The 25,801-nt window shown below is 42.0% G+C and carries 25 protein-coding genes; 5 read left to right on the top strand and 20 right to left on the bottom strand.

The genetic code is table 11. From position 1 onward, the window contains the following. Nucleotides 1-39: 39 nt before the first annotated feature. The 5 genes from AC1DQW_RS03430 to AC1DQW_RS03410 all read right to left on the bottom strand — a co-directional run bounded on the left by AC1DQW_RS03430 (nt 40) and on the right by AC1DQW_RS03410 (nt 3,635). Nucleotides 40-513, bottom strand: a complete 474-nt coding sequence (locus tag AC1DQW_RS03430) for an SRPBCC family protein (RefSeq protein ID WP_477452862.1) — start codon at nt 511-513, stop codon at nt 40-42. A 37-nt stretch (nt 514-550) separates the two neighbouring features. Further along, nucleotides 551-1,387: a sulfurtransferase gene (locus AC1DQW_RS03425; RefSeq protein ID WP_477452861.1), complete on the bottom strand. Its 837-nt coding sequence runs from the start codon at nt 1,385-1,387 to the stop codon at nt 551-553. Between the two features lie 60 nt (nt 1,388-1,447). After that, complete coding sequence (locus AC1DQW_RS03420; RefSeq protein ID WP_295717807.1) at nt 1,448-1,921, bottom strand: ribonuclease H-like YkuK family protein; 474 nt, start codon at nt 1,919-1,921, stop codon at nt 1,448-1,450. Nucleotides 1,922-2,298: 377 nt separating this feature from the next. Continuing rightward, entirely contained in the window at nt 2,299-3,033 is a 735-nt protein-coding gene (locus tag AC1DQW_RS03415; RefSeq protein WP_477452860.1) for a lysophospholipid acyltransferase family protein, read from the bottom strand. 41 nt (nt 3,034-3,074) lie between these two features. Further along, entirely contained in the window at nt 3,075-3,635 is a 561-nt protein-coding gene (locus AC1DQW_RS03410) for an NUDIX domain-containing protein (protein ID WP_477452859.1), read from the bottom strand. 264 nt (nt 3,636-3,899) lie between these two features. Here AC1DQW_RS03410 and AC1DQW_RS03405 point away from each other — a divergent pair, with 264 nt between their 5' ends. Continuing rightward, nucleotides 3,900-5,339, top strand: a complete 1,440-nt coding sequence (locus AC1DQW_RS03405) for a glycoside hydrolase family 125 protein (protein WP_477452858.1) — start codon at nt 3,900-3,902, stop codon at nt 5,337-5,339. 229 nt (nt 5,340-5,568) lie between these two features. Here the strand turns inward: AC1DQW_RS03405 and AC1DQW_RS03400 are convergent, their stop codons facing one another. The 5 genes from AC1DQW_RS03400 to AC1DQW_RS03380 all read right to left on the bottom strand — a co-directional run bounded on the left by AC1DQW_RS03400 (nt 5,569) and on the right by AC1DQW_RS03380 (nt 8,457). Continuing rightward, complete coding sequence (locus tag AC1DQW_RS03400; RefSeq protein WP_477452857.1) at nt 5,569-5,790, bottom strand: hypothetical protein; 222 nt, start codon at nt 5,788-5,790, stop codon at nt 5,569-5,571. Nucleotides 5,791-5,970: 180 nt separating this feature from the next. Continuing rightward, entirely contained in the window at nt 5,971-6,735 is a 765-nt protein-coding gene (locus AC1DQW_RS03395; protein WP_477452856.1) for a hypothetical protein, read from the bottom strand. Then, a complete protein-coding gene (locus AC1DQW_RS03390) occupies nt 6,732-7,148 on the bottom strand; it encodes an ABA4-like family protein (protein WP_477452855.1) in 417 nt (138 codons plus the stop codon). Before AC1DQW_RS03390 ends, AC1DQW_RS03395 begins: the two co-directional genes overlap by 4 nt. Nucleotides 7,149-7,268: 120 nt before the next feature. Next, nucleotides 7,269-7,850 (bottom strand): Crp/Fnr family transcriptional regulator, encoded by a 582-nt coding sequence (locus tag AC1DQW_RS03385; RefSeq protein WP_477452854.1) that lies wholly within the window; start codon nt 7,848-7,850, stop codon nt 7,269-7,271. 274 nt (nt 7,851-8,124) lie between these two features. Next, entirely contained in the window at nt 8,125-8,457 is a 333-nt protein-coding gene (locus AC1DQW_RS03380; RefSeq protein ID WP_477452853.1) for a hypothetical protein, read from the bottom strand. Between the two features lie 398 nt (nt 8,458-8,855). On the opposite strand from AC1DQW_RS03380, the gene AC1DQW_RS03375 reads away from it, so the two are divergent. After that, on the top strand, nt 8,856-9,035 hold the full coding sequence (locus tag AC1DQW_RS03375; RefSeq protein ID WP_090652322.1) for a histone H1: 180 nt from the start codon (nt 8,856-8,858) through the stop codon (nt 9,033-9,035). 232 nt (nt 9,036-9,267) lie between these two features. On the opposite strand, the gene AC1DQW_RS03370 is transcribed toward AC1DQW_RS03375, so the two are convergent. The 5 genes from AC1DQW_RS03370 to AC1DQW_RS03350 form a co-directional block, all read right to left on the bottom strand. Next, the gene (locus AC1DQW_RS03370) at nt 9,268-10,065 is read right to left on the bottom strand and encodes a Fic family protein (protein ID WP_477452852.1); all 798 of its coding nucleotides are present in this window, start codon (nt 10,063-10,065) and stop codon (nt 9,268-9,270) included. Between the two features lie 205 nt (nt 10,066-10,270). Then, a complete protein-coding gene (gene dapA, locus AC1DQW_RS03365; RefSeq protein WP_477452851.1) occupies nt 10,271-11,149 on the bottom strand; it encodes a 4-hydroxy-tetrahydrodipicolinate synthase in 879 nt (292 codons plus the stop codon). Nucleotides 11,150-11,320: 171 nt separating this feature from the next. Beyond that, on the bottom strand, nt 11,321-13,774 hold the full coding sequence (locus tag AC1DQW_RS03360) for a DUF5686 and carboxypeptidase regulatory-like domain-containing protein (protein ID WP_477452850.1): 2,454 nt from the start codon (nt 13,772-13,774) through the stop codon (nt 11,321-11,323). A gap of 317 nt (nt 13,775-14,091) precedes the next feature. Then, nucleotides 14,092-16,107, bottom strand: a complete 2,016-nt coding sequence (gene ligA / locus AC1DQW_RS03355; RefSeq protein WP_477452849.1) for an NAD-dependent DNA ligase LigA — start codon at nt 16,105-16,107, stop codon at nt 14,092-14,094. Nucleotides 16,108-16,174: 67 nt separating this feature from the next. Then, nucleotides 16,175-17,101 carry a DUF6263 family protein gene (locus AC1DQW_RS03350; RefSeq protein WP_477452848.1) on the bottom strand — a complete coding sequence of 309 codons (927 nt, stop codon included), beginning with the start codon at nt 17,099-17,101 and terminating at the stop codon, nt 16,175-16,177. A gap of 152 nt (nt 17,102-17,253) precedes the next feature. Here AC1DQW_RS03350 and AC1DQW_RS03345 point away from each other — a divergent pair, with 152 nt between their 5' ends. Further along, nucleotides 17,254-17,499, top strand: coding sequence for a hypothetical protein (locus AC1DQW_RS03345; RefSeq protein WP_477417063.1), 246 nt, complete (start codon nt 17,254-17,256; stop codon nt 17,497-17,499). A gap of 149 nt (nt 17,500-17,648) precedes the next feature. Here AC1DQW_RS03345 and AC1DQW_RS03340 read toward each other — a convergent pair whose 3' ends face one another. After that, nucleotides 17,649-19,433, bottom strand: coding sequence for a DUF885 domain-containing protein (locus tag AC1DQW_RS03340; protein WP_477452847.1), 1,785 nt, complete (start codon nt 19,431-19,433; stop codon nt 17,649-17,651). A gap of 86 nt (nt 19,434-19,519) precedes the next feature. Here AC1DQW_RS03340 and AC1DQW_RS03335 point away from each other — a divergent pair, with 86 nt between their 5' ends. After that, nucleotides 19,520-19,993, top strand: a complete 474-nt coding sequence (locus AC1DQW_RS03335) for a DinB family protein (RefSeq protein WP_477452846.1) — start codon at nt 19,520-19,522, stop codon at nt 19,991-19,993. 45 nt (nt 19,994-20,038) lie between these two features. Here the strand turns inward: AC1DQW_RS03335 and AC1DQW_RS03330 are convergent, their stop codons facing one another. Next, entirely contained in the window at nt 20,039-21,361 is a 1,323-nt protein-coding gene (locus AC1DQW_RS03330) for an alpha/beta hydrolase (RefSeq protein WP_477452845.1), read from the bottom strand. 272 nt (nt 21,362-21,633) lie between these two features. Here AC1DQW_RS03330 and AC1DQW_RS03325 point away from each other — a divergent pair, with 272 nt between their 5' ends. Then, the gene (locus AC1DQW_RS03325; RefSeq protein WP_477452844.1) at nt 21,634-24,081 is read left to right on the top strand and encodes a TonB-dependent receptor domain-containing protein; all 2,448 of its coding nucleotides are present in this window, start codon (nt 21,634-21,636) and stop codon (nt 24,079-24,081) included. 9 nt (nt 24,082-24,090) lie between these two features. Here the strand turns inward: AC1DQW_RS03325 and AC1DQW_RS03320 are convergent, their stop codons facing one another. The 3 genes from AC1DQW_RS03320 to AC1DQW_RS03310 all read right to left on the bottom strand — a co-directional run bounded on the left by AC1DQW_RS03320 (nt 24,091) and on the right by AC1DQW_RS03310 (nt 25,774). Beyond that, nucleotides 24,091-24,306 carry a KTSC domain-containing protein gene (locus tag AC1DQW_RS03320; RefSeq protein ID WP_477452843.1) on the bottom strand — a complete coding sequence of 72 codons (216 nt, stop codon included), beginning with the start codon at nt 24,304-24,306 and terminating at the stop codon, nt 24,091-24,093. A 61-nt stretch (nt 24,307-24,367) separates the two neighbouring features. Then, complete coding sequence (locus tag AC1DQW_RS03315) at nt 24,368-24,748, bottom strand: DUF1634 domain-containing protein (RefSeq protein ID WP_477417051.1); 381 nt, start codon at nt 24,746-24,748, stop codon at nt 24,368-24,370. Nucleotides 24,749-24,937: 189 nt separating this feature from the next. Next, on the bottom strand, nt 24,938-25,774 hold the full coding sequence (locus AC1DQW_RS03310; protein ID WP_477452842.1) for a sulfite exporter TauE/SafE family protein: 837 nt from the start codon (nt 25,772-25,774) through the stop codon (nt 24,938-24,940). Between the last annotated feature and the right edge of the window lie 27 nt (nt 25,775-25,801).

Below are 25,801 nucleotides of genomic sequence, written 5' to 3'. Positions count from 1 at the left end.
TCGTGCCGGATTTATTTCGGCACGACTTGTTTAATATAATTATCCCTTATAAACCCCAAACATTTGCTCAATGGCCTTCTCCCTAAAGGCGAATATTTTGCTAACCTCTTTCCCTACATAAACGCTATTGACCATCTGCCCGATAACACCGTATGGGATGGCATAATGTAAAATATCGTTCATCTGCACACCGCCTTTTATCTCTTTAAAATGGTGCTGGTGATGCCACATTGCATAGGGACCAAAGCGTTGCTCATCCACAAAGTACTGTTTATCGGCAACATGCGTGATCTCGGTCATCCAATTCATTTTGATGCCCAACAGGGGCGATATCTTGTAGGTGATGATCATCCCGGTGTACACCTTTGCATCCGCGGCATAATCAGATGTTACCAAAAAACCCATCCCGGGCGGCGTTATCTTAGCCAGGTTAACCGGCGACGAAAAAAAATCCCAGGCCTCGTCCAAACTGATGGGTATCTTTTGTTCGGCTTTTAAAACGTATGTTTTCACTGACGGATCGATAAATTAAATACCCACTTGTTTTACTTTATCGCTCAGTAGTGCCAATTGGCAAATCGCGCCTTGACCATTCACTCCATGAGCCAACATATAATTTAGGGCCGCTAATACCTGCATATTCCATACCCAAAAGCGTATGGCAGGCCGTAACACCCGATCCGCAGTGAACAATGATATCCTCATGATTTACATTAGCAATCGCTTCATCATAAATTTTACGCAGGGCCTCGGCAGGCAGATATTTACCGTCAACATCAAGGTTAGTAATATAAGGCAGGTTATACGCACCGGGGATGTGGCCTGCTATCAGGTCGAGCGGTTCGGTCTGGCCTAAATAACGCGGGCTTTCACGTACATCAATAACAATCCGGCCCGGGTCATGTGCTGCAGCGCCCACCTCTTCAATAACAACTGTACCCCGGTACCCACCAGCTACAGGATATGGATCAACCGCTGTTGGTGTATATTCTTCTGTACTTAGTTCAATATCTGCGTTTATAGCAGCTTGCAGGCCGCCATTCAATACCTGTACATTTTGATGACCAATAGCTTTCAGCATCCACCAGAAACGGGCGCCGCCAAAAGCCGCAGCCTTATCATCGTACACAACAACATGACTATCGGGTGTTATACCTAATTTGCCCAGCAGGGCTGCAAAATCAATAATATCGGGTAAAGGGTGCCTGCCGCCGATAGCAGCATTGGTAACCGGGGCTGCCAGATCCCTATCCAGGTCAACATAAGCAGCATTTTTAAGGTGGCCGGCGAGGTAGCGGTCATGGGTATCTTTCCCGGCGCGGGCATCGATAAGTATAGTGTTCGGGCCGGCGATAGCCGAATCGTTAATTTCAATTAGTGGCGACATAGTTTTTTCGGTCTGTAGTAAAGACCAAATATAAATACACCACTTTGTGTTTTACGCTTTTTACTGCACTATTTTATTGGCGCAGTAGGAGCTTGCAAAAGCCTCGGGTTTAGCCTTAAAAACAAAGCCCATGCTCAGGATATAACCCATTGCCTCGTGCAGCGCCTGGTTCGATTTAAACATTGGGTTGGTATTAATGTCGGCATGTACTTCCAGTTCCACATCATACAGGTCGAGCAGATCGCAAAGCTTGTAAGCAATGTCGATGGATTTTTGCACCTCGCTCAGCATCCGTTCCTTGATGCTCATTTTTTGCGACGTTCGCTCCTGGTGAATAAACATAAAAGCGCCGCGTTGCTCGCGCACAAAAACAATAACTGTAGCAAAATCAGTTACGGTGCCCTTAACCTGCGAATCGGTTCCGATACATACTTTAAGCTTGTTACCAAGGTTGGCTTCGCGTTCAATTGCCCTTTCAACCTCTTCCATAATGGGCGATTGGATCACCTCACCGCTGAACTTTCTCCAGGTCATAAAAATTGTTTTAAGTTAATTTTAGCCGACCCACTTTATAGGTCTATAAAAATAAGCGATAAGGTTCCATATAAACGTAAACTGACTGTAATTTATTTGTTAACATTTAGCTGAATATCAACATATAAGGGGATTTTTTAACACGATTTAGGGATTGGGCAGAATTTACAGGATTATGTGCAGATGATGTCTGAACCTGAATTTATCAAATTAATGATTTTTTAGAATTTATCGGCTCCCCAAATACAAATAAAAATTCCAGAAATTCGATAAATTCCGAACAAAAGAGAAAAGTTATTTATGAAGTAGAAACAACAGGAAAGGACATCATCTGCACATCAAAAATCTGTAAATCCTACCCAATTCTGTAATCGGTTTTATTCCTGTAATCGTGCCCTAATCATATTCTCCGCCTCAAGCACCAGCTCTTCAACAGACCGCCCCGCGGGTTCAATTGGCGAAAGCACCTCCCAGGTCATTGCCGTAAAAGTATTGAGTGGATACTGCCCATATTGGATCATTTTCCAGGAGTTTTTTATGGCGATGGGTACCAGCAGGGCTTCAGGGCATTTTTTTAGTATGGTGGCTATTCCGCCAACCTGGAATGTTTTTACGGTACCATCGGTTGAGCGGGTACCCTCCGGGAATATCACTGCCGACCATTTATTCTCCTTCATCCGCTGGGCCAGCTTTACAATTTCGCCGATGGATTGCCGGCCGTCTTTACGGTCAATATTAGCGCCGCCGCCATGCCTCAAGTTATAGGATATAGAGGGTATACCCTTGGTAAGCTCAATTTTTGATATAAACTTTGCGTGATATTTGCGCAGGTACCAGATGAGGGGTGGTATATCAAGCAGCCCCTGGTGATTGGCCAGAAAAATGATAGGCCGCCCAAGCGGCAGGTTTTGCTTATTGATAAAGGTAACCGTATTCCCTAACAGGTATATCGAACGCAAAAGGAACAGGTTCAGGATATCAACCGACCTTTTATGTGCCGAATAACCAAAAAAACGAAAGCATACCCACTGGATAGGTTGAAATATAATAAGTACCAGTAAAAACATCCCGGTAGCTATCGGGGTAAGGAAATAGCCTAAAATTTTTTTCATTCGACAGGCAAATTTAGGTTATTTTGTGAAATCCTATGGGTCTATATCTGGTTTTCTGTGATCATTAATTGCACTTTTAGCACCGCAGCAACCGTCATAGCGTCAGTAATCGCTCCATCGCAAACCATCTGGTATACCTGGGCAAAGGGCACCTTCTTTATAATCAGCTGCTCGGTATCTTCCGGCTCGGCTTCAAACTGGGCTAGGCCACGGGCTATGTATAAAATGCTAAGCTCGTCACATACGGAGTTACTCAGGTGCAGGCGCTGGATTTCGGTCCATCGGCTGGCTTTCAGGCCGGTTTCTTCCAGCAGTTCGCGTTTGGCAGATTCCAGCGGATCGGTGCCTTCCGGGCCACCGCCTTCGGGCATTTCCCAGCTGTATTGGTTCAGTACAAAACGATATTGGCCCACCAGGTAGGTGTTCAAATCGTCGTCCAGCGGTAAAACGCCGATGGCCAGGTTTTTAAAATGCACCTTGCCGTAAATACCAGGGTTGCCCGATGGATTGATCACCTGGTACTCTGTCACGTTTATCCAGGGGTTATCATATATGGCTTTTTCGGAGGTTATTTTCCAGGGATTGTCTTCGGGGTGATGCATGGGGGAAAAATAGCTTTTTTTGGATTAAGGATAAAGGATTTTGAGATAAAAGATAATCAGACTGATGAGGTGTACGCTTTTTTATATGTATTCGATGTATTGAACGTCTGTTAAAAAGTATCTGGCTGATAAGTCACCCTATTAAATGTTGCCTTAATTTATAATACGGACAAATTACCGTTACTAAATTAATTTAGCACGATTTTTTTTGGATAACCAAAGGCTTTTATATTTTTACATTTACCATACTATTAAAAACCGCTTATGATTACCAGAAGACATTTTATTAAACTAAACAGCGTTGCAACTGCTGGTTTAGGCCTTGGCGTTGTACCAATGCCAACCTGGCTTGGCAGCACTGCGCCTGTATTTGAAAGCCGTCGCCCAAAACCTGCCGACCGCAAATTCACCAGCAAGGCTGTTGAAAGCATTATACAAAAAGTTAAAGCCGATATAAAAGACCCGGAAATAGCCTGGCTTTTTGAAAATTGTTACCCCAATACTTTAGATACAACAGTAAATTATTCAGAAAAAGACGGAAAACCCGATACATTTGTAATCACCGGCGATATTTTTGCCATGTGGATGCGCGATTCATCGGCACAGGTTTGGCCGTACTTACCACTGATAAAAAACGATCCGGCCCTTAAAAAGGTGATACAAGGGGTATTAAGCCGGCAGGCCAAATGCGTTTTGATAGATCCTTACGCCAATGCCTTTAACGAAGGCCCCACCGGCAGTGAATGGGACAGCGATGTAACCGACATGAAGCCCGAACTGCATGAACGCAAATGGGAGATTGATTCCCTTTGTTACCCGGTTCGTTTAGCCTATAACTATTGGAAAATAAGCGGCGATACCAGCTTTTTTGACGAAACCTGGCAAAAAGCAGGTAAAACAATACTGGATACTTTTAAAGTACAGCAACGTAAAACAGGCAAAGGTCCGTACCACTTTCAACGTAAAACAGAAACCGCCAGTGATACCGCGCCAAACAAGGGTTATGGTAACCCGGTGAAACCCGTTGGGCTCATCTGCAGTATCTTCCGGCCATCCGATGATGCAACTATCTACCCCTTCCTGGTACCATCTAACTACTTTGCGATAACCAGTTTGAGGCAAATGGCCGAAATGTTTACTGTGATAGGCAAGGATGCCAAAACAGCGGCAACGTGCAAAGCCCTTGCTGCCGAAGTGGAGGCCGCTCTTAAAAAATATGCGGTTGCAAATCACCCGGTTTATGGTAAAATTCTGGCCTTTGAGGTTGATGGTTTTGGTAACCAATTGTTGATGGATGATAGCAATGTGCCAAGCCTGCTTGCCCTGCCGTACCTCGATTCGTTACCCATAAGCGATCCTTTGTACCAAAACACACGCCGCTTTGTGCTGAGCCTGGATAACCCATACTTTTTTAAAGGCAAAGTTGCCGAAGGTATTGGTGGTCCGCATGTGGGGATGGATTTTATATGGCCAATGGCTATTACCATGCGCGCGCTAACTTCAACAGATAAGTTAGAGATAACCCGATGCCTGCACATGCTAAAAAACACCCATGCCGGTACGGGCTTTATGCACGAAGGTTTCCATAAGGATAATGCCAGCAACTTTACCCGCAAATGGTTTGCCTGGGCCAATACCCTATTTGGCGAACTGATTATTAAACTGCATGCGCATCACCCGGATTTGTTGCAGAAGATATTTTAAATTTTGAACTAAAAATGCCCGTGATTTAATTATGGGCATTTTTAGTTTGAAGTGAAATTATGCAAAGATATTTTGCGTTTTCGGATATACAGAGCAGTATGCAATCTGGATTGCATGCGGGAGATGCAAAATATTGAGTTTTTACACTAAATACCCATTACAAATAACCTAACCTGCTGTTAAAACAGATTATCATTTTCAGATAGCTTCAGAGAACTTTGCCGCCAATTTACAGCTTCCATATTTCATCAATGTGAAGTTTGGTAACATCTCGTTTTTGCCCTTGTTCAGTTGATTTTTGCAGATGCTTTGGATTTGCTTTGGATGATAGCCGGTAAGCTGTATCACCGGGTTCTTCACTGATATTATAATCAACATGCAATGCATCCAGGAACATGCGAATAGCAGTTTCCTGATCAGCGGTTATGGGATGGATAGTTAGTGTTGTCATACTCAAATATAATTAGTTTTTAGCTTTTTGTCAACTATAACTATCAAGAAATCAGAGCAAATTCATTAAAATAATTAAGGTAAGGGCAGATATGTTTTTCAATAATATACAAACTCAAAGGTCGCTGCTCCGGAGAGCAAAAACTTTGCAGAGAAAAATATACGCAGTTTACAACCTTCTTCAAAACAAGGGCCTGCCCAGCATGGCATTGTACAAAAGCAGGGATATTAATACAAAATATGCTGCTGCGAAAATGATGGTTGCTCCCGCGTTTTTAAACCAGGTTAAAAAGGCAAATAAGGGCACAATCTGCAAAGCGTGTAAACCCATAAAATGAGCTATCCGTAAATCACCCGCTATCCGGCTCCAGTTAAAAAAGGGCAGGCCCTGTCCACCGTCGCTGGCGCCAACGGTATGCGCCAGCCGGCTGGCCATTATACCACCTTCAAAAGCAAAAACACCTGCCATAATTATCCCTAAACGGATACCCCACAATAGAGCTGCCGGTATTTGCGCGGCCTTTACTTTAAAAAACAGGAAGCCCATATAAAGTGCAAAAAGTGTTTGCGAAGCAATAACTACCCCCATTAAGCCAAACACCAGGTTGTTATAAAGCCCGGCAATGTTGTAATGCGATAGTTGCCCTCTTGCGGCCTGTGTAGCAATACAAACCATCTCGAACGAGAGGGCAAATACACTAAAGTTTATGAATCTTTTTTTTGCCCGCTCAAAAGGCAGGTATTGTAAAAGCAGCGGCCACGTTAGGCTGTAAATAGCTATGGATAAGGCAAATTTCATAGGCTTGATCCATAAATTAATCCCCATCAGCTGCCGGTGATCAAACTGAGCGATGATGAACATCAGCATAAACAGCGTAAAATGCGCTAAACCGCAATAATAAAAAGCAGGACTTATATTCCTGATCCGGGCGAATAAGGTTTTCATTGGGTGGTTTTGATTTTAGTGATGATTTGATAAAGCAGGTAGCCACACGGCCCAAACATGAATGTGAGTACCAGGCACGGGATTACCAGCCAGTGAGAAACCGCCTTTGTTTGTGCCGATTGGATGATAGAGAAGCCGATAAGTAAATCAAAAGCCAGGTAATGCACCCAGCCGGCAAGCAGCAGGTTATCATTGCTAAAAAGCGTGCGCACCTCCTGTATAGACCCAAATCCACCACCCCGAATGCTAAAAAAGCCAGCAACGTAAATGCAGTAAATAACAGCCAGCAATAAGGGAACAGCAGCATACTTAATTAACCATTGAGTTGCCTTCCATTTTGGAAGCGTTATTAACAACAGCCATTGCAAAGCTGCAAGTGAGCTAACTGCTGAAAAAACCTGTGCTGGATTCATATCATTTTTGATTTATTTGATACCGCGGCGCATTTAAAATGCACAGCACAAAAATGACGTTAATAGCTTTGCCCGAAAATGATTTGAGGTTAAAAAGAGCAGCTGATTTATTAACCTAAGTTAATTTTTGGTGTTTAAAAGCCTGGCCCGGATGCGGCTGAGGCTTTGAGGCTGGATGCCCAGGTAAGATGCAATCAGGTGCTGCGGCAATCTTTCAAATATATGGGGCTGGGTGCTTAGTAATTCCTGGTACCTGTCTTCGGCCGATTGTATCATTAAATTACGGTTTTGTTTGGCAGCACCAATAAAAAGTTTCTCGGCAATGATGCGCCCAAATTTTTCAAAGCGCTGGCTGTGCTGGTACAAAGCCTGCATATCGGCATAGCCCAGGGTAAACAGTTCACAATCTTCAAGGGCCTCAATAAAATCGGGCGATGGAGTCTGTAATAAAAAGCTTTCATAATCGCCAATCCATTCGCCTTCAAAAGCAAACCCAATGGTATGGTCGCCCTTTTCGCCCCGCGAAAAATACCTTAGTCCGCCTTTATAAACAATAACCATGCTTTTGCAAACCTGGCCCCCTTTTAGGTAAAAAGCATACTTTTTTAAGCTTACCGGCTTAAGCCTTTGCATAAACAAAAAAAGCTCCTCATCGGTAAAATCAACAAGGCTACGTAATGATTGCGTAATAATTTCGTACATATAGAATGGGCAGCGCCCATCAATGGCCAAACACCGGGAGCAGCTATACCAAATATACACGGATAATTGCAAAACTTTCAATCCGATATGCCGATGCCATTATGTTAAGAGGGTTTTCACGCAAAGACGTGAAGACGCAATGTGATTTGCTCATTTTTTTTGCGTCCTGGCATCTTTGCGTGAAATTAACTTTAGCCGTTTTTCTTAACCGGCATGCATTATAGAGGGTATTATATGGCGTTTGAATGCCATGGGTGATCTGTTGGTAAAACAGCTATTTAACAACCTTTAGCTGCGAAACAACTATGTAATTATAGGCGCCATACGGTAAGGTATCGTGTTTCCAGTTCAAATTAACATTTATTGGGAATGCCGTGTTTTCGCTAATGCCCAATTGTTGCAGTGTTGAATTAATTTTGTAAAAGGGTGGCGGGTTTTTAGCTGTATCGTCTTTAATAGTTATTTCAAGGCCCCCGCACATGGGACTGGGGCATAACCTAAGGTCGTAGCCAATTATTACCCCCTGGCTTTTGCCGGGGTTAGGGTTGCTTTTTTTACAACCAAAAACAATCAATCCTAAACTTAACAGGAGAAATATTTTTTTCATACCGGCTTTTTCTTCTTATACGATAAGGCGGCCTTAAGCGCTACATCCAGGCGAACATAAAAATATATCTCGCCAGCCGATACGGAAATATTACCATCAATTAAATAAGTATATCAAATAAGGCCTATCTAAATTAAAAAGCAATTAAATACTATTTAATACCAACATATTTTAATTATTAAATTTATCATTTACATATAACTAAAATATACTATAGTATAGTACCATTTTCATATTGTACAATCAAAACATAAATACTTGCGAATAACTAAAAATGTGGAAAAAAACCGCTTTAAAGGCAGTATTTTTCGGCTTTTAAAATTTTAAATTAAAAAAAAACCTTATAGATTAGCTTTAATTAAAAACAATAGACCTCATAATTTAAAAGGAGTAATTAAATGAAAAAATTTACTGAAGTAAAAGAGCTTGTAGCTTCTTTAGAGGCTGACGCCGACAAATTCTACAACAAAGGAAACAGCGCTGCCGGAACCCGTGTTCGTAAAGGTATGCAAGATCTTAAAAACCTGGCACAGGCTATTCGCCTTGAGGTTCAAGAAGCTAAAAACAAAGAAAGCTAAGGAAGATTTTTTGATCAATCTTATTCCTATAAAAACCCGGTTACAATCAATAACCGGGTTTTTTTGTTGCCATTTTGTTTCTATTGATCGATAAATTGAGGGCGATCCCTGCGGTCCGGGCTATTCACTCATACTACACAGGCCTTAGCCCCGAGGGCCGGTGCCCGTTACTATCCCTATCGCGAAAAATTAATATTCTTGCCTCCTACAATTATAAACAGGAAGCCGGGGATCAAAATAAGAAGGAAAATCCCCCACCTTTTGAAGGCTTTTTCATTTCTTCAAACTTTTCTATTTCCTTCCCTAACAGAAAAGCGTACTCGCCGGCCATAAAATTCCGGAATATCTGAATATCCTGCAGTTCACGTGTATCAACCAGGGCCTGGATGTATGCGACCTTGTTTTCACTTTGTACAATGGCTAAAGGCAGTTTATAATAAGCCTGAATATAATTCATCAGCAAACGGGAGGCACGACCGTTACCATCATAATACGGGTGGATGCTTACGAGGTTGAAATGAGCATCAAACGAAAGGTTTAATTGCTCCGCTACAGACAGGGGCTTTTCCATTGCCTCATTCAACTTTTTTACAAGGTCCTTTGTTAATCGTTCTACCTTATCAAAGTTCGGGAAATAGGAAACTCCAGCCGTTACATTTCCCTTACGGAATGCGCCTGTTGCTGAATCTACGGTACCCAGCATAGTGTTATAAACTTTACCGGTATTTTTCATCACCAAGGCATTTATCTGCTGTAAAAGAGTTTCAGATAAACTTCGCTTAGCTTTTGCATTTTCCATTGTAAACAAAAGGGCGGCATGATGATCCGTTACCATCAGGCTTTCTTCAAGCGGCTTACCATTCGGTGTGCGACCCTCATTAATAAGCACCTGCGTTTCAATTTCGGTGAGCGTGGAACCCTCAATTCGCGTTGAATGATGATCAATAGCGATCAGGTTAAACCTGTCATGATCAAGCACCCCCGGTATGCCCAGGTCATTATATTTTGTTGTGAGTTTTACCAGGTCCATATTTGATGATACGAAAATAGGGATAAAACAATTCAAATCCGATCTGTTCCTGATCTGAGTAGCGACAAAAGGTTAATTTACACCTTCTCCCATCTTCCGGATTGAAATGATATTTAAAGGACGTCCCCTCACTTTCTATTTATTGCCGCAACAAAAAAGCCACATCAAATTGACATGGCTTTCCTTATTTTTAAGCTGTCGCTATTTAAGCTAAACTTTGTGTTTCCTTAATAATGGCATCAGCAGTAGCCTTGCCAACCTGCACCAGGGGTAACCGCACGGTATCACCGCAAATGCCTAATTGCTTTAAGGCGGCTTTAACGCCGGCCGGGCTGCCATCGGCAAACATCAGTCGGGTAAATTCTATTAAACTATAATGCGCGGCATGGGCGCCTTTGTAATCGTTATTCAATAATAAACGCACCATATCTGATAGCTGTCTTGGCAAAGCGTTGCCTATAACCGATATCACTCCCACCGCGCCCAATGCCATCATAGGCAAAGTAACCGGATCATCGCCCGATATGAATAAAAAACCTTCGGGCATATCACGCACCAGGTGGTTAAACAGGTCGAAACTACCCGAGGCCTCTTTTATGCCGATGATATTTTTAAAATCATTTGCCAGGCGCACAGTGGTTTCGGCACTTATAGTACTGCCCGTACGGCTGGGTACATTATATAAAATAATGGGCAGCTTCGCATTTTCGGCTATTGCTTTATAATGCTGGTAAATACCCTCCTGTGTAGGCTTGTTATAATGCGGGCTTGATGATAGTATAGCATCGTAACCATCGGTATTAAATGATTTTACCTGCTCAACAACTTCATGAGTATTATTACCACCTATACCGGCAACCAGGCCAACACGCTTATTCACCACTCCGGCAGTAAAAGCCCAAACCTGCTTTCGTTCGGCCTCGCTTAATGTGGCGCTTTCGCCGGTTGTACCTAATGATACCAGGTATTCTACCCCGCCATCAATCAAATGTTCAATAAGGTTTTTCAACCCATCGTAGTCGATCTTTCCATCCGCATGAAAAGGGGTCACCATGGCTACCCCCGTTCCGTAAAATATATTCATGATTAAATTTAAAGGATGCTAATATAGGAGGAAAGTATCAAGTAGTTAGTATCAGGTATCAAGATTTTATCGGATAAGTATCAAGTTTCGAGCCTTGACTAGTATTAATGGTACAGTTTTCTATTATAGCCGGCTGAAGATTGCTTGCTACTTGATACTAACTACTTGCTACTAAAGAGAAATTCCTATCACCAAATTATTCCTCATATTACTCCCGCTGTTGTAGCTCACGCCGTACAATACCCTAACAGCGCGGTATTGCAAACCGAAACCAAGTTCGGTGTAATTTTTAAGTGTTGGGGTGTACAGGTAATTTACATCAATGATCTCCTGTAATTTTAAATTGCGGATAAAGGGGATCTTATTGGTTATAAAACCCGAGAAGTTATGTTCCAGGTGACCTTCGATGTATTTATCCGGTGTACTGAAATTATAATAATCCAAAAGCAGGAAGCGGCTAAAAGCCGGTTTATAAACTACCAGCTGGTTACCATCAAAGTGCTTATAATCGGGGTAATATATTTTGTTTGTGTTGAGGAATTTTCCTGCGCCGATAAAAAAGGATGTTTGCCCATAAAAGCCGAGGTCGATATCAGATTTGGCAATGTCGGCACTCAGCAGGTCGTAATCCACATCGCTTCCAAATACCCCGTTTATCCCTTTGGTATAATTGATACCGATGGTTGGATATTTGGATGGCAGATACCGGCGACCAAACGGATAGGTTTCATACCGGTTGCTAAAATCATAACTAACGCGTGTACTTATTTTGAATGATTGATTCTCTGGAAACAGCGGGACATCCTGCGTGGGCACTAAAGGATTGTTTGAAGTAAACTGGCGATCGTTATTATGAAAAAAGCTGTAATTGGTACTATTAGGCAACCATTTACGGTTAGCCCACTCCACATAGGCGCTGGCCTGCCATCCGCCGCTGATCCGACCGGAAAGTGATGCCGAAGTAAATTGCTTTTGATACAGCTTTTGATAGTTCCGCCTGTAAAACAACGTGTAAACCGAATTTAAAAATGGAGATTCGGGCTGATTATTGTTGAGGTCAGTAATGTCCGATCCTGCGTTGAAGCTCAATGTCATTCGCTTCACGGGCATAGCAACCCCGGCAACGCCATTAAACAGGTGATTGCTGAAACCATAGCGTGCCCTGGCATTCACGGTTATAGAGCTGTTGTTAACGGTATCTGTAAGCTTGCTGTAGCTTACACCATAGTTAACAGCAAAACCCTCAACGGTGTTGTACAATACCGAGTTTAATACACTGTTATAGTGAAAACTTTCTTTATTGTACCGGTTACGGGTATCAATACCTGTAACCAGCAAATTACTTAGTTTAAAAGTGTTATTGGCTTTATCCAACGAATCGAGATAGGGTTTTGATTCGCGTTTAATGGCCAGTTTACCCTTAACCTCATAGTCTTTCTTTTCCTCATCGGTAAGCGGAATAGGACGCTCCTGTGCCCAGTATACCGAATCCTTATCATGCCCTTTGCTGATATTGATCCGCTCCACAAAATCCTTTTTGTTAAGTACGGGGTTAAGGTCATAATTTTTATAAACGCTTATAAAATACCCGCCCAGCCTAAAACCAAAAACACCGCCGGTAAATTCAAATTTAATTGAAGCCGGCATCCATACCTTATCATTTACCGGATAAAACTGTTGGTTTATCTTCAGCGTATCAACAAAATTGATGTTTGATTTTTTGCTGATAAAAAGCTGCAATGCCGAAAGCCGCCAGCTATCATCCAGTATGTAAATATAGCCCTCAAAACATGGATCGTAACCGCGCCTGGGTGTTACCTGGATTTTGTTGATGGTTTCGCCGTTTTCAACGGTCACTCCTATCAGCTTATACTTATAGTAAAATAAGGCATTATCGGCTATGGGCGATACCAGTGGGCGGTTGCTGAGGCCTTTCCAGCTCTCAAAATTCTGGTAAAAGTTCACCAGCATATCTGATGACCGGTTAAAGCTGAAAGCCCTGTTAAAACCCGATACTTTTGATGATACCTGCACCTCATGCACCAGGTCGGGCCGCATAAAGCTGTATTTTGATTCAGACTCCGAAAGGTACACAATGCCGGTACGGTTGGAGTCGAGCCCGGCCTCGCTGGTAGCTTTCTGCACATCAAAGCCCATGAATGATTTTGGGGCGGCCAATAATTTTTGCAATCCTTTTATATAAATATCGCAGGTATAGGCATTTACCTCATTTAAATAAGTTTTGCGCTTTTTAATAGCCTTGCGGATGATGGCGTAGGCCGGATCTTCGCCGCCGGCATGTATGGCAATATCCTTAAGCTGGTAGATTTCTGTTTTCAGGCTGATGTTTATCACCTGGCTGTCGGTTAGCGTTACCTGTTTACTTTGCTGCCCAAATCCCACCGCTTTAAACTGCAATTCATAAGTGCCCGGCTTTAACTGTATCTGGTAAGCCCCATCACTATTGGCCGATACGCCTTTGGTGGTGTTTTTTATATACACCGATGCAAAAGGGATTGGTTTATTATTTTCGTCGGTTATTTTACCGCGGATGTTGAGCTGCTGTTGTGAAAACGCATGGATACTTAAACCTAAAAACAGGAATAATAGCGGGGTTAATTTCATTTAGCAGGTATTTAAGCTAAGATGAAGCTTATTTACTAAATGTTACAGTGGTTAAATGTTAAATTGTGTGAAATCGCTTTGGAAATAACTAAATGTACCGTTAGGGCTAAAATCCCGGGACTTTGAAGGGGAAGTGACGTTTTAAAAGATTTGTCATCCTTGAAATTGAAGGATCCATTCGCATACTGTACAGAGCGAAGAATAGCTTCACTGCGTTCAGCATGACAAAAGGCTTTTTTTTGCAAACAGTCATGGGTAGGCACGAAGCATCAGCCCCTCTAAATTGACACTTAGAAAAAGAAAAAGACATTATAAATTTAGCCTATCAGGTCAAGCAATTCCTGGTCGCTGATGATGGGGATATTTAATTTTTGAGCTTTTTCCAGCTTGGCAGGCCCCATATTATCACCGGCCACCAGGTAGCTCAGCTTGGCAGAAATACTGCTCAATATTTTACCGCCATTTTGTTCAATAAGGTCTTTCAGCTCATCGCGCGAGAATTTTTCGAACACACCGGATATGATAAAGCTTTGCCCCGTTAATTTCTCGCTTGCCAGCTTAACTTCATTTTCCACTACAACAAACCGCAAGCCCCGGGCTTTTAATTTTTCTATTTCCTGCTGATGTTTTTGATCGCCAAAATATTCAATAATGCTTTGAGCAATACGCTCACCTATTTCATCCGCAGCCACGAGGTCTTCAAGACTGGCAGCCACCAGTTTATCAATTGATTTAAAATGAAAAGCCAGTTTTTTGGCTACTGTTTCACCAATATAACGAATGCCCAGACCAAACAATACCTTTTCAAACGGCATCTGTTTTGATTTTTCGATCCCGTCGAGCATATTGTTGATGGATTTTTCTCCAAAACGGTCTATCTGTTTTAACTCATCGGCATGCGTGTACAAATCGTAAATATCACTAATGTGTTTTATAAATCCACGCGAGTATAATGTTTCAATTGTTTCATCGCCCAAACCATCAATATCCATGGCTTTACGGCCAATAAAATGCTGCATTTTGCCAACTATCTGCGGCGGGCAGCCTTCATCATTGGGGCAGTACCAGGCAGCTTCACCTTCGGTACGTAACAATGGGGTATTACATGCCGGGCAATGGGTTAAGTAGGCTATAGGTTTTGCATCGGGTTTGCGCTTATCTAAATTCACACTGATGATCTTCGGGATGATCTCCCCTCCTTTTTCAACAAAAACGGTATCATGTTCGTGCAGTTTCAGGCGCTCGGTAATTTCATCGGCATTGTGCAGGGTGGCGCGTTTTACGGTTGTGCCTGCCAGCAGCACCGGCTTTAAGTTGGCTACCGGCGTAACCGCGCCTGTACGGCCAACCTGGTAGCTTACCTGCAGCAGTTCGGTCTCCACGCGCTCTGCTTTAAACTTGTATGATATGGCCCAGCGGGGCGATTTTGAGGTAAAACCCAGCTCCTGCTGCTGCGAGTAATTATTTACCTTAATAACAATACCATCTATATCGTAGCTCAGGTCGAAACGGTCTTTATCCCATTTGTTTATAAATTCCAGTACATCGTTAATGTCGCCGCATAAGCGGCTATGGTTGTCTACATGAAAACCCCAGCTTTTTACAGCTTCCAGGCTTTCCCAATGGGTTTTAAACAAAGTTTTTTCGGTGTATAAACCATACAGGAAACAGTCAAGCGGACGCCTGGCCACCTCTGCCGAATCCTGGAGCTTCATGGTACCCGATGCAAAGTTACGCGGGTTGGCGTAAGTCACCTCGCCATTATCTGCACGTTCTTTGTTCAACCGCTCAAAGGCTTTCAGGTGCATAAACACCTCGCCCCTTATCTCAAACAGATTGGGGTAGCCGCCTTTATCTAACTTTTTGGGGATGCTATGAATGGTGCGCACGTTGGTAGTTACCTCATCGCCCTGTGTGCCATCGCCGCGGGTTACGGCGCGCACCAGCTTGCCATCTTCATAAGTTAAACTCATGCTGAGGCCATCAAACTTAAGCTCGCAAACGTATTCAAAATTATCGCCAATAGCCTTGCGGATGCGCTGATCAAACTCCACCAGTTCCTGCGCGTTGTAGGTGTTACCTAACGACAGCATGGGCCAGCGATGTTTTACTGTAACAAACTCTTTGGTGATATCTCCACCAACCCGTTGCGTGGGCGAATCCGGGTCGGCAAACTCTGGGAATTCCTTCTCAAGCTTGTTCAGTTGCTCCAGTTTCTTGTCAAAATCAAAATCGGTAATTGTAGGCATAGCCAGCACATAGTAGTTGTAATTGTGCTGCTTTAACTCGGCGGTTAATGCCTGGATCTGGTTTTTTGCTTCGGCGGGTGACATATATGCGAAGGTAATAATTTAGTGATTGGTCGTTAGTCACTGGTCATTAGTTTTTTCAAATGCTGGCCTAATGACCGGTGACTATTGGCTTATCCGTAATAACCGTTTCACTAATCATGCTCATTGGAAAGGTAATGCCGCCGGGAACATCTGGATTATCTTTTATTGACACCGTTCCGCTGATATTTTGTTTAATTTTTGATTCGCTGATCCAGCCGGTTACCTTATCTGCTTTAATATCGGATATCATGGTGCCCTTCATATCATATTTCATGGGCATATCTGCTACCGGGCCGGTAATGGTTACTATGGCGCCATCGCCATGGATCACGTAGCTTGATGGCGTAACATCAGTTAACTGGTAATCCGTTGTAACATTGGCCTTCATGGTGCTTTGAAGCGTGGTATGGATGGTCCATTTATCATTTTTTGCCACAGCTATTTCCGGAAAAACCGCTGTCGACATTTCGATGCTTCCTTTAATGGCCCCGCCACCGAACGATTGTATGAACTTTGCTTTTAACTGGTCTTTTTGCACTCCCTGGATCTGCGAAAAACCATCAAGAACCGACGAGATCATGCTTTCTACATTTTCAACCGATTGGATCTTGCCGCTTTTGGTAAAAGTAGCAGTAAATGGCTTATCAATCAGTCCCCCTAAAATAGACGACATGATATCAGCAGGATCTTTTTTTTGTGAATCAAAGCTCACCGATCCGTTTGGCAACTGCATTTTCATATTCAGGTTTTTGTAGGTAACCTCCATATAGTACAGGGAATCGTCTGCATTAAGCACTTTAAAGGATGTGGTTCCGGATATTGAAACATCCATATTATTTACCTGCCCGTTTATGGTTTGCTTTATAGCCGATGTGGTGGTGGTAATCATATTATAAGTATTACCTTTTGTTAAATGCAGGGCGAGTTTTAACCTTTGCCCCTGGCAGGTAACGGTTGCAATTAACAGTAAAAACAGGTTGAACAGATATTTCATGGCGTTAAGAGCTTACCGGGCTAAGATATTATATTATTTCATCAAAAAAATGTAATAAATTTTAACAATTAATTAAAACTAAATTCGTTAACTTTATAGTAACCAATTACTCTTTATCATTCAGTCATTTTAATAACCGAAAGGAGGGTTTTATGTTACAGCAAATAGCATTTATACCACAGCGTCAATTTCACGTGCTGATCAATTTTAAAAACGATGAACGCGTTGTAGCTGTATTACCCAACGAGGCAGGAAAGTTCCGCGTGGTTGATCAGGGTAAGATTATCGCTGAAGTTAATTTTGATGAAAACCGAAACGTTGTTTGCTGCCAGGGTAAGCTGGAAGATAAAATAATGGCCCAGCTGGCGCAGCATATAAAAAATCATTACGGGTATTAATAAAACAGGTAAAAAAGAATTTGATAGTTCATGGGTAATGGCTCATGGTTCATAGTCCATGGGAATTTATTATTCGTGGGCTATCTTTTTTTATTAGCCCACCCAAACTCTCCCCGAAGGGAGGGCTTAAAAACAAACGCGAGAGGCTTCTATCCCTTCTTCACCGGTTCCTTTGCCAGCATAGCCTCCTTAATAAATTTAACCGGGGCACTGCCATAGCTTAAAAATTTCTCGTTAAAATCCTTGAGTTTATATTTATCGCCCATTTTATCTTTCCAGGCATCGCGTAGGTCCATGATCTCTTTATAGCCGGTGTAATAACTGGTAAGCTGTACGCTGCTAACACTTACCCTTTTCCATTTGCCATCGGCTTCTGCCTGTTGCTGAAAGGCCTCGGTGGTAAGCATTTTAATGGCCTGCTCTTTGGTCATGCCACCGCTATGCACGCTGTAATCCAATATGGCGTTACATACCGAACGCAGGTTCCATTTATACCACATCAGCAGCATCTCGGCTTCATTATTACCGTAGCCGGCATCCAGCATCATCTGCTCGCTATACACAGCCCAGCCTTCGGCCATGGCGCCATTGCCAAATACAGCTTTGACGATACTTGGCGCTTTATTGGCATAAACGCCCTGTACATAGTGGCCGGGCACAGCCTCATGGATACTCAATATCTGGATGATGTACTGGTTGTACTCGCGCAGGTAGCTTTCTGCCTTTTCTTTTGACCAGTTGGCAAGGCTGCCTACATTGTAATAGGAATTGCCATTTTTATCATAAGGCCCCGGCCCACTCATGGATGCACCGGCAACACCTGCCATATAACCCGGCTCTTTACGAATAATGAGCGGTTTGGTCGGATCGAGCGTTACCAGGTCTTTGGCGGTCACAAACTTATTTAGTTTAGGAATCAGCTGCACAATGACCGACTGAAACTCATCCGGTTTTACGTGGTTTGATGACAGCGTATCAATTAGCTGGCTAATCATCGCCAGTGAATCACCAGGCATTGCCTTATTACCAAAATATTTTGGCCACAACTGCCTGCTTATTTTAGCCATCTGCTGGTGAACATATTTTTTACGCTGTACCGCGGCATTGTAAACCTGTTGGGCGGTGTTTGCCGCTACTATTTCGTACTTAAATTTATCTTCATACAAGTCCTTGCCCAGCCTGAAACTGCGTGGGTGGTCGTACTTTAAATTCTTTAACCATTCGGCATAATCCTTTATAGCCTTAACGGTGATGGCAGCCCTGTCTGTCATCAATTTTTGTTCGGCCTTGGGGATATTGGTTTTCTTAAGCGAATCGGCAAAGTCTTTTTCTATTACATCCACGCCACCCAGGTTTTGCTCAATGGCAAGGCTGGTAAGTTCGGCCACCGGGTTTTTTATCTGCTTCTGTGCATCTTTATAAAAAAGCGGCACATTAACCATTCGCTGGTAAAAATTGCGCAGGCGTTTGGTAAGCGGAGCATAATGCTCATTCAAAATATAGGCAAAAGTGCTAATTACGTTGTATGATGATGGGTCCCACTCATAGCTCTTCAACTGTTTTATCTGCCATTGCGCATAATCCAGCTGATTCTCCATCATTTTAAGGTCAACTCTGTTACTTTCATTAAGCGTGTTTACATCAAATCTGCTTAGGGAATCTTTTTGCACTTTGGCAAAATCAAGTATCTTATCGCGACTTTGTTGATTTGGAATAAATAGCAAACTATCGTATTTATGGTAACCTACGGACGTAGCCCAGTCGGGATTTATCTTCCATAAACCATCCAGGAAGGAGTTTTCATAAATGGTGAAAGCTTCATCATCTTTACCAAACGTGGGATAGCTGCTTGCGCTTTCCTTTTTGCAGCCTGTTAAGGCTACCATGAAAAGCACAACAGCCAGTGCTATTTTAAACAGTATGTTTTTAATCACGGGATAATAAAATTAAATACCGCATAAACTTAAAACATTTAAGGTGAATAAATCAAACGGTAGCTTAATTTGTTACTTTGGGCATTATGAATAACGAACATAAAATTTTGATTGAAGAAATAGTGCATTTACTGCAAGGCGGTAATGCCCACGCCAATATAAAAAAAGCGCTGGATGGCTTACCTAAAAACCAGCGTGGTGCAAAACCCGATAAGTTACCTTACAGCATCTGGCAACTGGTTGATCATATACGCATTGCACAATGGGATATGCTGGAGTTTTGTAAGGATGGCAGCCATCAATCGCCCGAATGGCCTGATGGATACTGGCCAAAAGAAACCGAACCCGGAAGCGATGAAGCATGGGACCAATCAGTGAACCAAATAAATAAAGACCTGGACGAACTTATAGAACTTGTAAAAACCGGGGACCTGTTTACAAGGATCCCACATGGCGATGGACAGCATATTTTGCGGGAAGCATTGCAGGCGGCCGATCATATGGCTTATCATATTGCCGAGATCATCGTAATACGGAGGTTATTAGGAGCCTGGGAATAAGCCCCTTTAAATTAAGTAAGATGCGTAATTGCAAGCAAAAATAACCTACCTCACCTTCTTCACAAAACTAATAACCGCTTTCACAAATTCGGGTTTGAGGGGCCGATCTGGTTCGTTGTAGGTGGCTAAGTTTTTATCCTTATCTAAAGGCGCCTCTTTTAAAACGTGGTTCATATCGGGTATAATATCAAGCACAGCATCTGATTTGGCCTTCTTTAATTTTTCGGCATCGGTAACTTTTACCTGCAAATCGGTAGTGCCCTGAACAATAAGTATAGGCATTTTTAATTTCCTGATTTCCCTGGCAGGGTTATACCTGAACCATGACATCAGGTATTTTTGAATCCCGGGCCTTGCTATAAAATATAGTGAAGGATCAATATTATCGGTTGTCTTCCCTCTTTTCAAACTATCAAGCATCCGCTTAAATCCTTCAGAAATAAGTGTTGGCTGCGATTTCATTTGTTCGGTAAGGATGATATCAGCCGAATCGCCCGCACCGGCTACAGAAATGAATGCTTTTACCGGCTCATCAACAGATGAAAGTATGCCTACTAATGACCCTTCGCTATGGCCTAATACAATGATGCGGGAAAACCGATCGTCATCATTCAGGAAATTTATCAGGTTAACGGCATCTTCCACATAGTCCTCAAACCTTATCTGATTTTCTGTGGTAGAGCTTACACTTTGGCCAACAAGGCGTTTGTCATAGCGTAAAGATGCGATACCGCTTTTGCCCAATTCGTTGGCAATCATTTTATAAACATTGGCCGATAAGCCTAACTTAGGGCTGTTACCGTCTCTGTCTGTAGGACCCGATCCGGCAATTATCAATACTACCGGTACTTTGCCGGTAACGTTTTTAGGCATGGCCAGAGTACCCGATATAGCGCCGGCAAGGTTTTTTACCGATACCGGTGTTTCTTGAATAGACGGATCCATAACAAATGCAGCTGCGGCAGGGGCAGTAGGTCCGTTTGTATTTGCCTCGGCCGCTGCACCCTCATATGGTTTTAAAAACAAACCAGTGTATTGATTTTTATCATTCAAAGCTATATTTAATAAAAAAGTTCCTTTACTAAATGTTGCTTTATATGCGGCTATGGGGCTGGCAAATTTTACAAAATCCGTACGGTCCAGGCTCCCCATTTGTGTCTTTAATTGAAGGGTGGTAGTTTTGAAACTTTCCAACGGCAGGCTGGCTTTCATTTCGGGACTAAAAAAATTAAAAATACTATCGGGCTTGTTACTGTTGTAAAATTGTATAAACCTGCTTAGTGCGGTTTTATAATTAGCCGGCTCTGTTTGTGCAAACAACTTAGTTGCAAAACATATGATCAGTACTAAAAAACTAACTTTCTTCATGGTTATAATCTTCCAAACGGCGTAACGCCTGTTTGATGCGAAATTAATAAAAAACGTATGGGTTTCATTTTATTTGATTTACATATTTCACAATGAGAGCAACGTTAGATTTACAAGGGGTTTTATCTGTAATCATCGATATGAAACCTATCTTATTTATTAACAGGCCGTAAAAAACAAATTATCAATATATTATCAATTTAATATTTTGTGTTATATTGCGTTACATTTCATATACTGAAAATATCGGAAATTTCTACATCTAACTATTAATGAAGGTTTTATTCGGAAGCATTTTTTTTGCATTCCTTACCGGAGTGCGTTGTATTTCTTTTGCTCAAACCCAACCTTCGGCTATTCAAGGTAAAGTTGTGATAGATATTAACGGCCCTGCCGAGGGGGCTACCGTTGTACTGATGAAATATGCTGATTCGACCATCATTAGATCGGGATTGGCTGATAGATCAGGGAACTACAAATTAAATAACCTGAAACCCGGCAATTATTTACTTTTAGTAACCCAGATAGGCAGTGGCAAAGTATATGCAGGGCCTTATCAATTAAATGCCGGCCAAACTTTTGCAGCTCCTGACGTTATTCTGAAACAGGTAAGCACCCAGCTAAAAGATGTTACAATTATAGCACGTAAACCTTACATTGAAGTAAAGCCGGGCAAAATTATATTAAACATTCAAAACAGTATTTTAGCCGATGGTAACTCGGCCTATGAAATATTGCGCCAGTCGCCGGGAGTACATGCCGGGGGCGATAAAGAAACATTAAGCATTATTGGACGGCAACCAGCCCTCATCACTATTGACGGCAAAACAACAAACCTAACCGGCGATGATCTTAATAACCTGTTGCGCAGCATGCAAAGCAGCACTATTGACCAAATCGAGATCATCAGCAGCAGCTCGGCAAAATATGATGCTTCGGGTGGTGGCATCATCAATATCGTACTAAAAAAAGGTAAAAACCTGGGCACCAACGGAACCTATACCGCCGGTGCGGGCATAGGCAAATATGCCAAGGGCCGTACCGGGATAGTGTTCAATAACCGTACGACAAAACTTAATGTGTTTGGTAATTACACTTTTGATGACAATAAAACCACCCGCTACTTTAGCAACAACAGGAATATTAATTATCATGATACTTTAAGTAATTATAATGTAGCGTATAATAATATTCAAAGAACACAAAATCATAATTTCAAATTGGGCGTTGATTATTCCCTGTCAGAAAAGCAAACTATAGGTATTTTGGTGAGCGGCATTGTAAGGACTGACGCTTTTGTAAAAAGTAATAATTTACAGATTTCCAATCAAAACAAACTTGATTCGGTAATCATTGCTCAATCTGATCTTAACAGGGGCAGCAACCTTTTTAACTATAATATTAATTATAATGGCGAATTGGATAAAAGCGGCAAAACTATATCTGCAGATGTAAATTACTCCACTTATAAGCGCCATTCAAACGAGTATATTACCAATAACTTTTACAGGCCCAATAGCAGCACTTACCGCAATACGATGGAGTTGGAGAATCTTTCGCCATCTAACATCCACACCTGGACATCAAAGATCGATTATATTAACCCGTTCTCTAAAACGTCGAGATTAGAGGCCGGTGTTAAATACAGTAGTACCAAAAGTGATAATAACCTCATATTCGGCCCTAAAGTAAATAGCGCCTACAAGGCTGACACTAATTTTAGTAACCGGTTTTTATATACCGAACAGGTAAGCGCGGGTTATATAAACTATGTAAACAAAATTGGAAAATGGAACCTTACTGCTGGTATACGTGCCGAGAATACCCACTCAAAAGGTGTTTCGATAGGATTAAACAAAAACTATACAGATGCCAGCATTAACAATTACTTTAACCTTTTCCCCCTGGCACAGTTATCATACACTTACAATAATAAAAACGCATATAGTTTAAGCTACAACAGCGGTATACACCGACCCGATTACCAGGATATTAATCCATTTTTATACTATACAGATCCATATGATTACCGGTCTGGTAATAAAAACCTAAAGCCTGAGTATACCAATACTATCCAGCTATCGCATACTTATAAAGAAGAATTTATTACATCGGTATATTATTCTCAAACTAATGATGCCTATGACTTTCCTTTATACAATCAAAATGATGCCACCAAGGTTAATGTAACAGAGCGCAAAAATTTTGGCCATGTATTTTCATACGGAATTGCGTTTTATGCGCCTGTGCATTTTACCAGTTGGTGGTCGGGCAATTTCAATGTGGATGCATCATACCTACGCTACAAAGCTTATCCCGTTAACGGCAATTTTGATAAGGCATCGCAGTATATTACGGCCAACAGCACACAAAACTTTGCTATCAGCAGTACCATATCCGCCGAGATCTCGGGCCGGTATGAATCGCCTACTTTATATGGGATCAACCGGCTAAAAGAAACCTATTCTATTAACGCTGGTATCAGCAAACAGCTTTTTAACAAACGTGGCAGTATCAAAGCAAATGTGACTGATATTTTTAACACCGACCGCGACCGCAATCATGCTGTTTACCAGAACGTCGACCTATCAGGAACAGACAAAAAAGAAACCCGCATATTCAGAATAAGTTTTTCTTACCGCTTTGGTAAAAGCACAGTTAAGTCGGCCTTAAAGCATGATACAGGCAACGCCGATGAGCAACGCCGTACGGGTAACTAAACCTTTTGGTTACCTTATCCTTAGTTCGGGATACTTACCCTTTATCCGGGTTACAAAAAAGTTACCTAATGACTCGGCATGCATAAATTTTTTAAAGGATGCTTTTGAAAAGCCAAAATATTGCCATACCCCTCCACTATCTCTAAACTCCAATTCCAAAACCTTCGTGGAAGGATTATAGCCCGCACTACTTAATGCCGATGATTGCACAGTCTGCCTTTGCATATCCTGGTATTACATATTATTATATATAATATGCTAAAAGAAAAAATGTTTTAAAAAACAATTATCCCGCGTGGCCGCTAAGCATACTTGCCAAAATAATAAGCAAAACTAATAATGTAATGCACAGGTACAGGTAGTCCTTTTCCAATACAAAACCAATAGCCGAGAATACAACCCTTATTATTGGTGTAGCTATCAGTAAAATAATACCGGCTTGTATAATAGCCCTGCCACGTAATGTAAAAATGCCATTAATGATACCACTTGCATTCTGTACAAAATCGGGCACACCCTTAAAGGTACTGTAATCTACATGACTTTGCCCGTGCCTGTACAGGTACAGCACACCGCCAATAAACACCACGCTCATGGATATTAAAACCCCTGCCCGCAATATCCAGCCTATAACGGATTGCATGTCGGTATCTTTGAATTTAGTCATTAGTCATTAGTCATTAGTCATTAGTCATTAGTCATTAGTCATTAGTCATTAGTCATTAGTCATTAGTCATTAGTCATTAGTCATTAGTCATTAGTGGGAATTGACGATCGAATGCTTTGTTTTAATTAGCTATAACTATTTTTCTAACCAGAAAGGCACCAATGGCAAGCGCAGCATCATGCCCCATGACTAAATCTTATGTGTGAACCCATTATATATCATTTGCGAAGCCAAAAAGGTTACAACTATAGCAAAAACCCAACGCAACCAGCCGGATGAACTGGTGTGTACCAGTATTTTTGATCCGCTAAGCGCCCCCAATAAAACTCCTATAGCAACCGGCATGGATAGTCCCGGGTCAATATATCCCCGTTGAAGGTAAACTACGGCGCTTGCCGCGGCTGTTACACCTATCATAAAGTTACTTGTTGTGGTTGATACTTTAAAGGGGATACGCATAATGGTATCCATAGCCAACACCTTTAACGCGCCAGATCCTATTCCTAACAATCCGGATATGGTGCCGGCAAACATCATCATAAAAAAGCCGCCACCTACGTTTTTAACTTTGTAAGCTACCGTGCCCTGACGCGATGGATATGTGCTGTTCAGTTTGAGTCTTTCGGCAAGTTTACTTGGTTGCTGATTAATAATTTCAACCTTTTTCTTTAAAGACATAATGGCCGAGAGGATCAATATCACCCCAAATAATATAGCGATGTAATGAGTTGGGATATAAACAGCAATCAACGCACCCACCATTGCCCCAGCTGTGGTGGCAATCTCCAAAAACATACCCAGCCTGATATTGGTGATACCCTCTTTAACATACGCCGCGGCCGATCCAGATGAAGTAGCAATTACCGATACCAGCGAAGCGCCGATGGCATAATGGATATCAACCTTTAATAACAGTGTGAGTAAGGGAATAATAACCACCCCACCACCCAAACCGGTTAGCGAACCCAGTAATCCCGCAAAATACGAGCCGATAAGAATAATAAGCGTTAGTACAATTACCGACATAATTTGCAGCAATGTTGAATTGCGAAA

Source organism: Mucilaginibacter sp. P5_A4 (genome assembly GCF_056400605.1).
This window is presented reverse-complemented; position numbering and strand designations above follow the sequence as displayed.